Raw genomic sequence first — 14,299 nt, forward strand, 5'->3', positions numbered from 1 at the left:
TGCCATGCGTACCATCGATAAACGCCTGACCGCGAAACTCGCGCCCGTGCTCGTGAAGCGCGCGCCCACCCTGACGCTGCCCTTCGACGCGCGCTGCAAGAGCCGCCTCGCCGCGACGCTCGACAGCGGCGAGGAAGTCGCGCTCGTGATGCCGCGCGGCACCGTGCTCGCGGACGGCGACATGCTGGTCGCGGAGGACGGCGGCTTCGTGCGGGTCGTCGCGGCTGCCGAAGACGTGCTGGTGGTGCGCGCGCCGAGCGTGCGGCTGTTGACGCGTGCCGCCTATCACCTTGGCAACCGCCACACGCCGGTGGAAGTCGGCGCGGACTATCTGAAGCTCGAAGCGGATGCCGTGCTCGAAGACATGCTGAAGCGCCTGGGCGTGCTGGTGGCGCACGAAACCCAGCCGTTCCAGCCCGAGACCGGCGCGTATGGCGGCGGCCACAAGCATGGTCACGACGAAACCTTCAGCGAGGACTATGCACTTGCGCAGAAGGTGTTCGACGAGCATCACGGGCATGCCCACGATCACGCACATGATCACGATCATTCGTCATGCGGCCACGATCATTCGCATGACCACGGCCACGATCACGGCCACGCTCACCACGGCCATGCGCATCGCTGAACTCACGGCGCTGCTGCATCTCGCGTCGCCGGCACTGCCGATCGGCGCGTTCAGCTATTCGCAAGGGCTCGAAGCGGCCATCGAGCACGGCCTGATCCACGACGGCGACAGCGCGCGCCAGTGGATCGAAAGCGGACTCTCGACGGTGCTGGCGCGCGGTGAACTGCCCTTGCTTGCGCATCAGATCGATTCCTGGCGCACGCATGACGCAGCCGCGCTCCGCGCCGCCAACGACGCCTACCTCGCCAGCCGCGAGTCGGCCGAGTTGCGGCGCGAGACCGAGCAGATGGGCTGGTCGCTGGCGCAGTTGTGCGCGTCGCTCGAATGGGGCGATGCCGCGCGCCGCGAGACGCTCGCATCGCTCAAGCCGATCGCGCAGCCCACCGCCTTCGCCTTTGCCGCCTTCGCGCACGACGCCGCGCCTGAGGCCGCGCTCGCCGCCTACGCGTTCAGCTGGGTCGAGAACCAGGCGGCCGCCGCGCTCAAGGCCGTGCCGCTCGGCCAGCTTGCGGGGCAGCGCATCATCGTCGCGTTGCGCGGACCCATCGACGATGCCGTGCGCCGCGCGCTCGCTACGCCGCCCGACCGGATCAACACCTTCGCGCCGCAACTGGGCATCCTGTCCGCGCGGCACGAATCCCAATACTCACGACTCTTTCGTTCCTAGCCCGACTCATGAACGCTCCCGCCTATTCCGCCGCCGCCCGTCGAACCAAGAAACTGCCGCCCTTGCGGGTCGGCGTCGGCGGGCCGGTCGGTTCCGGCAAGACGACGCTGCTCGAAATGCTCTGCAAGGCGATGCGCGAACGCTACGACCTCGTCGCCATCACCAACGACATCTACACCAAGGAAGATCAGCGCCTGCTGACGGTGGCGGGCGCGCTGCCGGCCGAGCGCATCATGGGCGTGGAGACGGGCGGCTGCCCGCACACGGCGATTCGCGAGGACGCGTCGATCAACCTCGAAGCGGTGGATCGCATGGTGTCGAAGTTTCCGGACGCCGACATCGTGTTCATCGAATCGGGCGGCGACAATCTCGCAGCCACCTTCAGCCCGGAACTCTCCGATCTCACGATCTACGTGATCGACGTCGCGGGCGGCGAGAAGATTCCGCGCAAGGGCGGCCCGGGCATCACGAAGTCGGATCTGCTGGTGATCAACAAGACCGACCTGGCGCCGCATGTCGGCGCGAACCTCGACATCATGGCGAGCGACGCCCGCAAGATGCGCGGCGAACGTCCCTTCGTCATGTGCAATCTGAAGGCGCAGGAAGGACTGGCCCAGGTGATCGCGTTCATCGAGAAGAAGGGCTTGCTGGTTTCGTGAATTGATGTCGCAGTGCGCGCCGCTTCATGAGCGCGGCACGCGCATGCGGTAGCATGACGGCTTCGCAATCATTCCACGCCCGCGCTGTGCGGCGGGCGCTGCACGGTGTCCATCGCTGCCCTGTCCCCTCGTTCGCCCGCGCATTTTCCGGCCGGCCGTGTTCCGGTGCTGTTTCACATTGTCGACTTCGGCAACGGCGGCATCGAGTCGTCGCTGATGCAATGGCTGCATGTCTTCGACCGCAACCGCTTCACGGTCACGCTGTCGGTCATGCACCCGTCGCCTGCTTTCGAGGAACGCTTTCGCCCGCTCGTGCCGGCCGATGTCGCCATCGAAATCCTCGCCGACCAGGACTGGCTCAATCACTTCCAGAAACGCCGCTATGCGCAGAGCCTGAGCAAGCTCGGGCGCGTCGGGCGCGACGTGTTCAACACGCTCGCCGTGCGTCCGTATGTGAAACGCCGCGTGGCCGAGCTTGCGCGCCGCCATGCGCTGATCGTCGACTACGACATGTCGCTGCGCCGTCTCGCCGGGCAGTTCGGCGTGGCGTGGCTGGGCGTCAATCATTTCAGTTTCGACGCGCGCCTCGCCAACCGGCCGCGCAAGCAACGCCGGCTCGCGACGCAGTTCGCCCGCTACGACGGCGTTGGCGCGCTCAACCAGCACATGGCCGACGAGGCCCGCGCCATGTTCGGCGACAGGCTGCAACGGCTGTTCACGCTGCCCAATGCCATCGACATCGAGCGGATTCGCAGCAACGGCGCCGCGCCACAGACGCCGCCTTGCGATGCGCCGTATATCGTGTCGGTCGCGCGTCTCGATGAAATCCAGAAGGACCATCGCACCCTGCTGCGGGCGTATGCGCAACTGATCCGCGATCCGGCCATTCGAGAGCATCTCGTGATCGTCGGCGACGGCGCGTTTCGCGGCGAGCTGCAGGCGTTGTCGAAGGAACTGGGTGTCGATGGCCGCGTGCATTTCATGGGCCAGCTCGACAATCCGCATGCGCTGGCAGCGGGCGCGCGGCTACAGGTGCTGAGCTCGCGCTATGAAGGCATGCCGATGGTGCTGCTCGAAGCGCTCGCGCTCGGCAAGCCGGTGATCGCCAGCGACTGCCCGACCGGTCCGCGCGAGATTCTCGGCGACGGCCGCTTCGGCATCCTGTTTCCGGTCGGTGCCGTCGATGAACTCGCACAGGCGCTGCATCGCGTGCTGACCGACGATGCGCTGCGCGCCAGCATGCAGCAGCGTGCGTCGGAGCGCGCCGAGGAGTATGGAATCGCTGCGAGCAACGAACGCTTCGCGCGCTGCGTGACGGAACTGCTCTCCCGCAAGCCGCACTGACCGCTAATCGGCGAGCGACGCGGCATCGCGCGCCGCCTCGCTTTCCTCCAGCAGCGCGCCCAGCACGCTCACCGTGCGCGCCGTCGCGCCGCGATGCGCCGCCGCGAAGGCCGAGGCCGCCGCGCTCATGGCCAGCCGCCGGGCGCGATCCTGGAGAATCTCGCGCAGGCCTTGTCCCAGTTCCTGCGGATCCTGGACGCGCAGCGCCGCACCGGCGGCAATGGCGTCGCGGGTGGCCTGCGTGAAGTTGAAGGTGTGCGGGCCGATCAGCACCGGCACGCCCGCCGCGCACGCCTCGATCAGATTCTGCCCGCCGAGAGGCAACAAACTGCCGCCGATGAACGCCACATCCGCGGCCGCGTAGTACGCGCCGAGTTCGCCCATTGAATCGCCGAGCAGGACCTGCACGTTGGCCGGCAGGGGCTCAGGGGTATCGGCGCCGGAACCCGCCGCGGCCGGTTTGGGCGCCCACACTGAACGCCGCGCGCTCGTGAGCCCATGGCTCGACAGCAGCGCGGAGACTTCGTCGAAACGTTGCGGATGACGCGGCACGAGAATCAGCAGCGCATGCGGCATGTCCAGCGCCGCGAGCGCGCGCAGCACGAGCGTTTCCTCGCCTTCGCGCGTGCTGGCCGCGACCCACACCGGGCGCTCGCCGATCGCCGCGCGCCATGCCTGGCCCCGCGCGATCAGTTCGGGCGGCGCGCTCATGTCGAACTTCAGATTGCCGAGCACCGCGACATTGCGGGCGCCGAGCGCGGTGAGCCGTTCGGCATCGGAAGGCGTCTGGGCGAGCACGCGCGAGAAGCCGCCGAACACCTCGCGCACCGCGCGGCCGAACTTCGCCGCGCGCCGGTACGAGCGCTGCGACATGCGCGCGTTGGTCAGCACGAGGGGCACGTCGGCACGCTTGCATTCGTCGATGAGCGTCGGCCAGACCTCGGTTTCCATCACGATGCCGAGCGACGGCCGCCACGCCCGCAGGAAGCGCCGCACGAGAATGGGCAGATCGTAGGGAAGATAGCTGCGCAGCACGCGGTCGCCGAACAGCTCGACACCGGTGGCGCGGCCGCTCGGCGTCATGTGGGTGAGCAGGATGAGGGCTTCGGGATGCGCGTCGATCAGCGCTTCGATGAGCGGCTGCGCGGCGCGCGTCTCGCCGACCGATACCGCGTGAACCCAGATGAGCGGTGCGAGATCGCCGGCGCTTCGGCCGCCATACGGCGGCATGTGTCCGAAGCGCTCGCCGATGTGTTCGCGATAACCGCGTTCCCTGCGCGAGCGGATCAGGAGCCGCAGCACCGCGAGCGGCGCGACGATCCACCACAGCGCGCGGTAGATCCGTCTCAGCACGCCGGCGGCCAGACTCGGAGAAGCGGCGCCGCTCAAACGAGCGCCCTGCCCTTCAGGCGCTCGAGAATGCCGAGCGGCGCGCACTCGGGACGGGCCATGGCCTTGACGGGCAGGAAGAAGGTCTGCTCCATCATGTACTGGCCGGACATCACGGCATGCGAGGTCTGATCGGAGAAGCAGACCCATACGGAGCCGGGCGGGAACGGCATGGTTTCCTGCGGCGAGACCTTTTGATAGTCGAGGTCGGCTTTCATCGCGTCGTGCAGATGCAGCATCAGATGGTCGTACTCGCTGCGGCGCGATTTGGTGATGTGCAGCACGTTCATGAGCCAGGCGGCGCCGGGCGCCTGCGCCTTGATGCCGGGCAGGAAGCGCTGCGCCATGTCCTCGAACGGCTCGCCCACGCGCCAGACGCGTGGCGCGCCTTGCGGGTTGATGTTGGTGAACACGCGCAGGATGCGCTCGCCGTAGTTCGGGCGCGACGGGAAGGCGTCGACGTGCAGGCGGCTGTCGTCCTTGCGCCACGAGGTCTCGCGGGTTTCGACCTGATGCAGCCGCAGGCTGGTGGGCGCGACGCGCAGCTTGCCGTCGTATTCGGGAAACAGGCCGTCGACGAGCGAGCGCGCGTTGTCCTGATAGCGCTTGATGAGCGAGCGCACCGCCGACTGCATCACGGCATCGCCGAGCACGCCGTTCAGCGCGCCGCCATTGGGCGCGAGGCTGATGTTCTTGCGCTTCGGATCGGCGATCTTTGGATCGAGCAGCGCGCGTTCGCCGCCTTCGATCGCGAAACGCAGATTCGGGAAATAGAGCACCTTGCCGTTTTCGACGCCGGCGAGCAGCGTCTCGCGCGGCACGGAGAGATGTTTCCCGTGCCAGTCGGCGGAGGCGACTTCGATGATTTGCGATTCCGTCATGTGACTATGACCTTGCTTCGAGCTTGAATGACCGCTGTGCTGTCCCGCGCGTTGCCCGCGCGTGCGGGCCATGCACTGAAGCGCTACAACAGGCCGAAGCCTGCGAGCGCGGTCTTGACGTCTGCAAGCGTGGGATGGCGGCTTGCGTCGCCGAGATTGACGACTTGCGGCGACCAGTAGCCGCCGGTGCGCCAGGCGGTCGAGAAATTGTACAACTCGACGGTCGGCCGCTTCAGCGCCGCGGCAATATGCACCAGGCCGGTATCGACGCCGACTGTCGCCGCCGCGCCTTCGATCAGCCCGACCACGGCCGGCAGCGAGAGCCTGGGCGGCACGATGGCGGCTGCACCGAATTCCTTCGCGAGCTTTTCGCTGGTCGCGCGTTCCGCTTCGCTGCCCCAGGGCAGCACGAGTGATGCGCCGCGCGTGACGAGGGCTTGTCCGAGTTCGATCCAGGCGGCTTCGGGCCATTGCTTGTCGGCGCGCGAGGTAGCGTGCACGAACACGACGTAGGGCACGGGCAGGTTGAGACCGAGTTCGGAGACGGCGAGCGTGGCGCGCCGGGTGTCGAGGCCGAAGTCGATGTCGTCGGTCATGTGCGGGTCGGGCAGGCTGAGCGCGGCGGCTACCAGCTTGCGGGTGCGCTCGACGACGTGGGTGCGCGGCTCGACGGGGACGCGCCGGTCGTAGAAGAAGCGCACGGGCCATTCGAAGCCGGCGCCGTCGGTGCGGTTGGCGAGGCCGGCGAGCGGCCCGCGGGCCCAGCTCGCGACCCATGCGGTTTTGATGAGGCCTTGGCAGTCGATGACGAGATCGTAGTTTTCGGCGGCGAGCGAGCGCTTGAACTGACCGATCTCGCGCCAGGTGGCGGGTGAGGCGATGGACTTGCGCCAGCGTCGGAGCGAGAACGGAATGGCGCGATGGACGCCCTGGACCAGTTCGACGAGACTTGTGAAGCTTTCTTCGACGAGCCAGTCGATTTGCGCATCCGGATAGCGGCGGCGGATGTCGGCAATGGCCGGCATATTGTGGACGACGTCGCCAAGCGACGACACGCGGACGATCAGGATCTTTTGCACGCCGGGGGAGTGGCGCCGAGGGCGCCGGGATGGAGGGTAAAGGGGGGATTTTAGCGCGGCATGGGAGTTGGACGGCTTACCGCCGTCGGGTGGGGTTGTTGGCACTTGCCGCTTGTCCCTTGCTCCTTGCTCCTTGCTCCTTGCTCCTTGCTTCCTTGCTCCTTGCTCCTTGCTCCTTGCCGGGGCCGGGGTCTTCGTTTTGGTCCTTCGCGTGGGTTGCTTGTGTTTGCCAGCGCTTCTATGGACTTCCTGTGTTCGCGTAGGTTTATTAGCACTGCCCCTCCCCGGGGCGGGGGGCTTCGCTCTGGTCCTTCGCGCGTGGGTTGCTTGTGTTTGCCAGCGCTTCTATGGACTTCCTGTGTTCGCGTAGGTTTATTAGCACTGCCCCTCCCCGGGGCGGGGGTAACTTTCTTTGCTGCTGCAAAGAAAGTCACCAAAGAAAGCAGCTTTTCTTCTCGCCCAGCGTCATTTAGCGGCACGACACAGAACCATGTTTCTGGCACTGCAGTAGAGAGTGCCCTCATAAGCCACACCCGGCGTGGATCGCGGACCCACTGTGCAGCCGCGCTCTCAAACGAACTGGTACAGCCCCTCAAAGCTCCGGCGCTGCGCTACGCGCCGCCGACCGGCCAATCGGGGATGCCAGTGCACTCTTGCTTACGCGTCCATCTCATTGCTCTTGCCTCCCACTGGTTTCCCTTGCATACCCTCCGGCAGCGCGTAGCGCTGGGCCGGAACTCTCAGGTGCTGCACCAGTTCGCTGAACGGCAGTTTGTCCCAGTGGGTCCGCGATCCACGCCCGGTGTGGCCTACGAGGGCACGCTCTACGGCCGGGCCAGAAACGGGGTTCTGTGCTGCGCCCATTTGATGACGCTGGGCGGAAAAAAAGCTGCTTTCTTTGGTGACTTTCTTTGCAGCGGCAAAGAAAGTTACCCCCGCCCCGGGGAGGGGCAGTGCTAGCAGACCGACGCGAACACAGGAAGTCCATGGAAGCGCTGGCAAACACAAGCAACCCACGCGAAGGACGAGAGCGAAGACCCCCGCCCCGGGGAGGGGCAGTGCTAACAGACCGACGCGAACACAGGAAGTCCATGGAAGCGCTGGCGAACACAAAAGACTCACGCGAAGGACCAGAGCGAAGACCCCGCCCCGGGGAGGGGCAGTGCCAACAGACCGACGCGAAACCGGGAAGTCCATCGAAGCGCAGGCGAACAACAACACCAACCAAGCGCAAGCAAAAAAAACAACGGCGCGGCCCCCAAAAAGCAACCGCACCGCTGAGTCAAGCGCCGCGAAGGCGCTTTAAAACGGCAGTTGAGCGTCCGGCTTCTCCGCCAAAATCACCCGACGAAAATCCTCCTGAATGCGCTTCAGCGCCCCTTCACTATCGGCCTCGAACCGCATCACCACGACCGGCGTCGTGTTCGATGACCTCGCCAACCCGAACCCATCCGGATACTCGACGCGCAGCCCGTCGATCGTGAGCACATCATCGGCGCCCGTGAACTTCGCGTTCTCCTGCAGCTTCGAGATCAGCTGGACGTTCTCGCCCTCTTCCATCTTGATCTGCAACTCCGGCGTCGAAAGCGAGTCCGGCAGGTCGTTCAGCAGCTTGCTCGGATCCGCCACCCGCGACAGGATCTCAAGCAACCGCGCCCCCGTGTACAACCCATCATCGAAACCGTACCAGCGGTCCTTGAAAAACACATGGCCGCTCATCTCGCCCGCCAACGGCGCGCCCGTCTCACGCAGCTTCGCCTTCACGAGCGAATGGCCCGTCTTCCACATGATCGGCTCGCCGCCCTGCTCGCGCACCCACTTCGCCAGATTGCGCGTGCACTTCACGTCATAAATGATCTGCCCACCCTTGTTGCGCGACAGCACTTCCTGCGCAAACAGCATCAGTTGACGATCCGGATAAATCACCTGCCCATCCTTCGTCACGACACCCAGACGGTCGCCGTCGCCATCGAATGCAAAGCCCACTTCGGCATCGGTTTCCTTCAAGGCCTTGATCACGTCCTGCAGGTTCTCGGCGTGCGCCGGATCCGGATGATGGTTCGGGAAATTGCCGTCGATGTCCGTGAACAACTCCACCAGCTCGCAGCCGAGCGCCTTGAACAGACGCGGCGCCAAGCCGCCCGCCACGCCGTTGCCCGCATCCACGACAATCTTCATCGCGCGCACCGGCTTCACATCCGACACGATGCGGTCCAGATACATCTGCTGCACGTCGAACTCGGTATAGCTGCCCTCGCCCGTCGTGAAGTCATTGTCGACGATGCGCTTGTACAAGCCCTGGATCTGCTCGCCATAGATCGCCGCGCCGCGCAGCACCATCTTGAAACCGTTGTAGTCGGGCGGATTGTGGCTGCCCGTCACGACGATGCACGAATCCACCCGCCGCTCACCCGACGGCAAAGGCAGCGGCACGCTCGCTGCAAAATAGCCGACCGGCGTAGGCACCATGCCGACATCGATCACATCGACGCCCGCCGCGCGCAAGCCGTCCGCCAGCGCGCCGACCAGCTCCGGACCGGACAGACGGCCGTCGCGCGCGACCACGACCGAATCGCCGCCCTGCTTCTTGATCTCGCTGCCGAACGCCTGGCCGATGCTCTTCGCAACGTCGCGATCGACCGTCTTGCCAACGATGCCGCGAATGTCGTAGGCCTTGAAAATGGATTGGGATACTTGGCTCATGAGATGGCTACCTCTTGTCGATTGATGAACGAATTCTCGGCGATGCAGCCATGAGGGCATGCAGGTCGTGACGTTGGCCGCCGTCACGGCGCCCACGCCGCGCAGACGACCGCCCGATGACGTGATGACGTGATGACGTGTCGAATTCCGCCTATGCGTCTGTTAAACCCATACGACTGAAACAAATGGATGCAAAGCGATATGCAAAGCGCAGCAGCACATGCAAAGGCAACACACTGAAGCCGTCCCCCGCCCGCCGACGCGGACGGACGCGCCCCGGATCGCACTTATAATCGCTGTCTTTCGGCGCTCTCGTGGCTTTCGCGTTGCGGTAAAAACCGGCGCGTTCATTCTAATCCAATGCTCAAACGCCCTATCGCCCCGATGCCCCCGAATGAAGCGCCTTCGCGCGTCATCCCACATAACGTGACGATTGAATGCTATTCGTCAGCCGATCACGCGGTTTCTGCAGCCGGACAGTCTTCGGTAGCACGCCGCGTGCCCGTGCGTGACGGGAAGCCGGCTGAATGAAGGCCCTGCTGCGTTCCGGCAATCCGGACGTCGCCCGCGCGCTGGCCAACATCGTCTGGCTCGGGCTCGAACGGCTCACGCAAATCGCCGTCGCCATTGTCATCGCGGGCGTGCTGGCGCGCTATCTCGGCCCGGACGACTTCGGCAAGTGGCAGTACGCCAACACGCTGCTGCTCGTGATCGCGCCGGTCACGTGGGTCTGCGGCGCCGAGATCCTGGTTCCGACCATCGTGCGCCGGCCGCCCGCCGACACCGGCATCGTGCTAGGCAGCGCGTTCGTGCTGCGCATGGGCGTCTCGATACTCGCGCTCATTGCAACCTGGATCTGGATCGCGGCAGGCGGCATCGACCCGACCGTCGGCCTCATGCTCGCCGGCCTCGCCGTGACGATGCTGTTCCGCGAACCGTTCATCGGCGTCGTCAACTCCTGGCTGCAAAGCCAGACCTACAGCAAGCCGCAACTGCTCGCCAGCATGCTGGCCGCGATCTTCAAGGCGGCGCTGGTCTACGCGCTCGTGCGCGTGGCGGCCGCGCCGTCGCGCTTCGGCTGGCTGTGGGCGCTCGAAGCGGCGGCCATCAGCGCGGCGCTCGTGCTGTACTACATGCGCAGGCACGGCGGCCGCCTCGGCTGGCGCTTCGACCGCGCGCTCTTCAGGCATTTCGCGAGCGCGGGCACGGTGTTCTGGCTCGGCCTCATCTGCATGTACCTGTTCCTGAAGCTCGACCGGCTGATGCTCGCGCATCGCGTGTCGTTCGCCGAACTGGGCCTGTATTCCGCCGCGCAGCAGCTCAACGAGAACTGGATCGCGCTCGCGCTGATGCTCGCGCAGACCATCGCGCCGGCCTTTGTGTACCGCGTACAGGACACGCGGCTGCTGCGGCGCAACCTGCTGCGCCTGTTCGCGATGACCGCCGCGCTGATGATCGCGGGCGCAGCCGTGCTGGACGCGCTCGGCGGTTTCATCATCGCGCGCGTGTTCGGCCCCAACTATGCCGACGCCGCCAGCCTGTTTCGCTGGGCCGTGTGGCTGTCGGTGCCGGCGGGCATCGAGGCGATCGGCAATCTGGTCGTGCTCAAATATCAGGCGAAGTACGTGCTGCTGTCGAAATGGCTGCTCGCGCTCGCGGTGGCGTTCGCGGTGAACCTGATCGCGATTCCGCGCTTCGACGGCTATGGCGCGCTGATGGGCCTGGCGGCGGGTTATGTGGCGGCGGCGTCGGTGAACTTCTATTACCTCCGTTTCCGGCTGCGCGCATGAATGCTCTTTCCGATGTGATGCTGCTGCTGCCCGCCTTCAACGGCCAGGCCGAAGTCGAGCGCACGCTCGCGTCGTTCCGCGAAACCTCGCCGGTGCGCGTGCTGATCGTCGACGACGGCAGCACCCCGCCCATCGCCGCGCCCGCGCTGGCGAACATGCAGATCGAGATTCTTCGGATGCCGAGGAACGGCGGTATAGAACGCGCATTGCAGACCGGCATCGACGCGCTCGCGGCGCGCGGCGTGCGCTATGCGGCGCGCATCGACGCCGGCGATCTCGCCATGCCCGGCCGGCTCGCGAAGCAGCGCGCCTATATGGAAGCGCATCCGCGCGTCGCGGTGCTGGGCATGTGGACGCATGTCGTGTCCACCGCGGGCGCGCCGCTGTTCGACCTGAAGCCGCCGTGCGAGCCGTCCGCGCTGCGCCGCCTGATGCTGGCGCGCACCTGCTTCACGCATCCTTCGCTGATGCTGCGCGTGGACGCCGTAATCGAGGCGGGCAATTATCGGGCGCAGTACCGCGCCGCGGAGGATCTCGATCTGATCCTGCGCCTGCTGCAGCGTCACGACGGCGCCAACCTGCCCGAATTCGGCCTGTATTACGAACTCAACGAGGCCGGCATCAGCGCGACGAAACGGCGGACACAGGTGCTGTCGACCCTGCGGCTGCAACTGCGCCATCTGCGGATGATGAATCCGCTCGACTGGCTGGGCATGGTCAAAAGCGTCGCGCACCTGGCGCTGCCGTACCGTCTGCTGCGCGGCCTGAAGGCGAAACTCATGCGCTCCACGCCCGTCGCCTGAGCTTTTTTTGTCGATTTGTTTTTGAATTGTTTTGCGCTACGTTGAGTGCACGGTGAATCCGCGCGGCGCCTGTCAATCGCTTGCCACTCGATGACGCGCCGCGCGATCCACGCCGTCGAACCATGACCTCCGGATGACGAAAGAAAAGTCGAGTCTTCGCATTGCCCTCGTCTGCAACACCGCATGGGCGATCTACACCTACCGGCGCGGCCTGCTGCGCATGCTGACCGCGCGCGGCGCGGAGGTGACGATCCTCGCGCCGCGCGACCGCACCTTCGAGCCGCTCGCCGAAATGGGCTGCCGCTGCGTCGAGTTGCCGGTGGCATCGAAAGGCACGGATCCGCGCCAGGACCTGAAGACCCTCGCCGCGCTGTACCGTGCCTATCGGACGACGCGCCCGCACATCGTGTTTCACTACACGATCAAGCCGAACATCTACGGCTCGCTGGCCGCGATGCTCGCCCGCGTGCCGTCGATTGCGGTCACGACGGGTCTCGGCTACGTGTTCATCCAGAAGAGCCGCACGGCGCAGGTCGCGAAACGGCTCTACCGCCTGGCGTTCCGCTTCCCGCGCGAGATCTGGTTCCTGAATCAGGACGACCATGCGGCTTTCGTGCAGGAAAAGCTGCTGGCGCATCCGGATCGTGCGCGGCGGCTGCATGGAGAAGGCGTCGATCTCGACGAATTCGCACTGACCCCGCTGCCCGCCCGCGAGGAATTCGTCTTCATCCTGATCGGGCGGCTGCTGTGGGACAAGGGCGTGGCCGAATACGTGGAAGCCGCGCGGCGCCTGAAGGCACGCTTTGCGCACGTGCGCTTCCAGTTGCTCGGGCCGGTCGGCGTCGACAATCCGAGCGCGATCAGCCGCACGGACGTGGCGCAATGGGAAGGCGAGAATATCGTCGAGTACCTGGGCGAAGCGCACGACGTGCGTCCGCTCATCGCCGCGGCGGACTGCGTCGTGCTGCCGTCGTACCGGGAAGGCGTGCCGCGCACGCTGATGGAAGCCTCGGCGATGGGCCGCCCGATCGTCGCCACCGACGTGCCGGGCTGCCGCGAAGTGGTCGAGCACGGCGTGACCGGGCTGCTTTGCGAAGTGAAGAGCGCGGACAGCCTGGCCCAGGCACTCGAGCGCATGCTGACGCTGCCCGCCGCCGAACGCGCGGCGATGGCGCAGCACGGCCGCGCGAAGGTGGCCCGTGAATTCGACGAGAAGAATGTCGTCGAACGCTACAAAGGCACAATACATGCCATCACCGGCATTTCACTCTGATTCGAGTTATTTGGAGAGCGCATGATGAATGGCAAGCAGTCGCTGAACAACGCGACCCAGGGCACGATTCTCGTCACCGGCGGGGCAGGCTTTATCGGCACGCACACCTGCGTCGAACTGCTCGACGCGGGCTATGACGTGGCGGTCATCGACAATCTCGTGAACAGCCGTGCCGAATCGCTGCAGCGCGTGGAGCAGATCACCGGCAAGCGGGTGGCGTTCTATCAGGAAGATTCCCGCGATGAAGCCGCGCTCGAACGCATCTTCGACGCGCACGACATCACCGGCGCCATCCACTTCGCGGCGCTGAAGGCCGTGGGCGAGTCCGTGGCGAAGCCGGTCGAGTACTACGCAAACAATGTGGGCAGCCTGCTGGCCGTGCTCAAGGTGATGAAGGCGCGCAACGTGCGCAACTTCGTGTTCAGTTCGTCCGCGACCGTTTATGGCGTGCCGAAAAGCGTGCCGATCGACGAAAGCTTCCCGCTCTCGGCGACCAACCCCTACGGCCAGTCGAAGCTCATCGCCGAGCAGATCCTGCGCGATCTCGAAGTCTCGGACCCGTCATGGCGGATCGCCACGCTGCGCTATTTCAATCCGGTGGGTGCGCACGAAAGCGGCTTGATCGGCGAGGATCCGGCGGGCGTACCGAACAACCTGATGCCGTTCGTGGCGCAGGTCGCCGTGGGCAAGCTGGAGCGGCTGCGCGTGTTCGGCAGCGACTACGAGACCCACGACGGCACCGGCGTGCGTGATTACATTCACGTCGTGGATTTGGCGCGCGGGCATATCGCGGCCATCGACGCGCTGCGCCGCCTCGACCGCAGTTTCGTCGTGAACCTGGGGACGGGCCAGGGCTACAGCGTGCTCGATGTCGTGAAGGCGTTCGAGGCGGCGTCCGGCAAGCCGGTGCCCTACGAACTGGTGCCGCGTCGTCCGGGCGATATCGCCGCGTGTTACGCCGACCCCGCCGCCGCCGCCGAGTTGATCGGCTGGCGCGCGCAGCATGGCATCGAACGCATGTGCGAGGATCACTGGCGCTGGCAGTCGCAGAATCCGCGCGGTTTTGCTTGAGGGTTCGCCAGG

12 protein-coding genes are annotated in these 14,299 nt (G+C 65.8%); 8 read left to right on the forward strand and 4 right to left on the reverse strand.

The window, feature by feature from the left end; all coding sequences use genetic code 11:
• The first annotated feature begins 4 nt into the window (after positions 1-4).
• The 4 genes from ureE to QCE64_RS09675 all read left to right on the forward strand — a co-directional run bounded on the left by ureE (position 5) and on the right by QCE64_RS09675 (position 3,298).
• Positions 5-628, forward strand: coding sequence for an urease accessory protein UreE (gene ureE / locus QCE64_RS09660; RefSeq protein WP_310003585.1), 624 nt, complete (start codon positions 5-7; stop codon positions 626-628).
• Positions 615-1,295 (forward strand): urease accessory UreF family protein, encoded by a 681-nt coding sequence (locus tag QCE64_RS09665; RefSeq protein WP_310004196.1) that lies wholly within the window; start codon positions 615-617, stop codon positions 1,293-1,295. The genes ureE and QCE64_RS09665 overlap by 14 nt, the downstream gene beginning before the upstream one ends.
• Before the next feature lie 8 nt (positions 1,296-1,303).
• Positions 1,304-1,954: an urease accessory protein UreG gene (gene ureG / locus QCE64_RS09670; protein WP_309809441.1), complete on the forward strand. Its 651-nt coding sequence runs from the start codon at positions 1,304-1,306 to the stop codon at positions 1,952-1,954.
• A gap of 165 nt (positions 1,955-2,119) precedes the next feature.
• Positions 2,120-3,298, forward strand: coding sequence for a glycosyltransferase (locus tag QCE64_RS09675; protein ID WP_404987359.1), 1,179 nt, complete (start codon positions 2,120-2,122; stop codon positions 3,296-3,298).
• 3 nt (positions 3,299-3,301) lie between these two features.
• On the opposite strand, the gene waaA is transcribed toward QCE64_RS09675, so the two are convergent.
• The 4 genes from waaA to QCE64_RS09695 all read right to left on the reverse strand — a co-directional run bounded on the left by waaA (position 3,302) and on the right by QCE64_RS09695 (position 9,350).
• Positions 3,302-4,651 (reverse strand): lipid IV(A) 3-deoxy-D-manno-octulosonic acid transferase, encoded by a 1,350-nt coding sequence (gene waaA, locus QCE64_RS09680; protein WP_309918012.1) that lies wholly within the window; start codon positions 4,649-4,651, stop codon positions 3,302-3,304.
• A 32-nt stretch (positions 4,652-4,683) separates the two neighbouring features.
• Positions 4,684-5,568, reverse strand: a complete 885-nt coding sequence (locus QCE64_RS09685; RefSeq protein ID WP_309918014.1) for a Kdo hydroxylase family protein — start codon at positions 5,566-5,568, stop codon at positions 4,684-4,686.
• Positions 5,569-5,651: 83 nt separating this feature from the next.
• Positions 5,652-6,647 (reverse strand): lipopolysaccharide heptosyltransferase I, encoded by a 996-nt coding sequence (gene waaC, locus QCE64_RS09690; protein ID WP_309918017.1) that lies wholly within the window; start codon positions 6,645-6,647, stop codon positions 5,652-5,654.
• Positions 6,648-7,949: 1,302 nt separating this feature from the next.
• On the reverse strand, positions 7,950-9,350 hold the full coding sequence (locus tag QCE64_RS09695; RefSeq protein ID WP_310003588.1) for a phosphomannomutase/phosphoglucomutase: 1,401 nt from the start codon (positions 9,348-9,350) through the stop codon (positions 7,950-7,952).
• Between the two features lie 527 nt (positions 9,351-9,877).
• Between QCE64_RS09695 and QCE64_RS09700 the strand changes: the two genes are divergently transcribed.
• The 4 genes from QCE64_RS09700 (at position 9,878) to galE (ending at position 14,287) form a co-directional block, all read left to right on the forward strand.
• Positions 9,878-11,140, forward strand: coding sequence for an oligosaccharide flippase family protein (locus tag QCE64_RS09700; RefSeq protein WP_310003589.1), 1,263 nt, complete (start codon positions 9,878-9,880; stop codon positions 11,138-11,140).
• Complete coding sequence (locus tag QCE64_RS09705) at positions 11,137-11,943, forward strand: glycosyltransferase (protein ID WP_310003591.1); 807 nt, start codon at positions 11,137-11,139, stop codon at positions 11,941-11,943. The genes QCE64_RS09700 and QCE64_RS09705 overlap by 4 nt, the downstream gene beginning before the upstream one ends.
• Positions 11,944-12,076: 133 nt before the next feature.
• Positions 12,077-13,216: a glycosyltransferase family 4 protein gene (locus QCE64_RS09710; RefSeq protein ID WP_310003594.1), complete on the forward strand. Its 1,140-nt coding sequence runs from the start codon at positions 12,077-12,079 to the stop codon at positions 13,214-13,216.
• Positions 13,217-13,237: 21 nt separating this feature from the next.
• A complete protein-coding gene (gene galE / locus QCE64_RS09715; protein ID WP_404987313.1) occupies positions 13,238-14,287 on the forward strand; it encodes a UDP-glucose 4-epimerase GalE in 1,050 nt (349 codons plus the stop codon).
• The last annotated feature ends 12 nt before the right edge of the window (positions 14,288-14,299 follow it).

This window comes from Caballeronia sp. LZ043 (assembly GCF_031451075.1).
Classification (GTDB): Bacteria; Pseudomonadota; Gammaproteobacteria; order Burkholderiales; family Burkholderiaceae; genus Caballeronia.

What these genes read in the sequence shown, in the direction of transcription:
- ureE (WP_310003585.1), top strand. Translation starts at nt 5, where the DNA reads ATGCGTACCATCGATAAACGCCTGACCGCGAAACTCGCGCCCGTGCTC.
- QCE64_RS09665 (WP_310004196.1), top strand. Translation starts at nt 615, where the DNA reads ATGCGCATCGCTGAACTCACGGCGCTGCTGCATCTCGCGTCGCCGGCA.
- ureG (WP_309809441.1), top strand. Translation starts at nt 1,304, where the DNA reads ATGAACGCTCCCGCCTATTCCGCCGCCGCCCGTCGAACCAAGAAACTG.
- QCE64_RS09685 (WP_309918014.1), bottom strand. Translation starts at nt 5,568, where the DNA reads ATGACGGAATCGCAAATCATCGAAGTCGCCTCCGCCGACTGGCACGGG.
- QCE64_RS09695 (WP_310003588.1), bottom strand. Translation starts at nt 9,350, where the DNA reads ATGAGCCAAGTATCCCAATCCATTTTCAAGGCCTACGACATTCGCGGC.
- QCE64_RS09700 (WP_310003589.1), top strand. Translation starts at nt 9,878, where the DNA reads ATGAAGGCCCTGCTGCGTTCCGGCAATCCGGACGTCGCCCGCGCGCTG.
- QCE64_RS09705 (WP_310003591.1), top strand. Translation starts at nt 11,137, where the DNA reads ATGAATGCTCTTTCCGATGTGATGCTGCTGCTGCCCGCCTTCAACGGC.
- QCE64_RS09710 (WP_310003594.1), top strand. Translation starts at nt 12,077, where the DNA reads ATGACGAAAGAAAAGTCGAGTCTTCGCATTGCCCTCGTCTGCAACACC.
- galE (WP_404987313.1), top strand. Translation starts at nt 13,238, where the DNA reads ATGATGAATGGCAAGCAGTCGCTGAACAACGCGACCCAGGGCACGATT.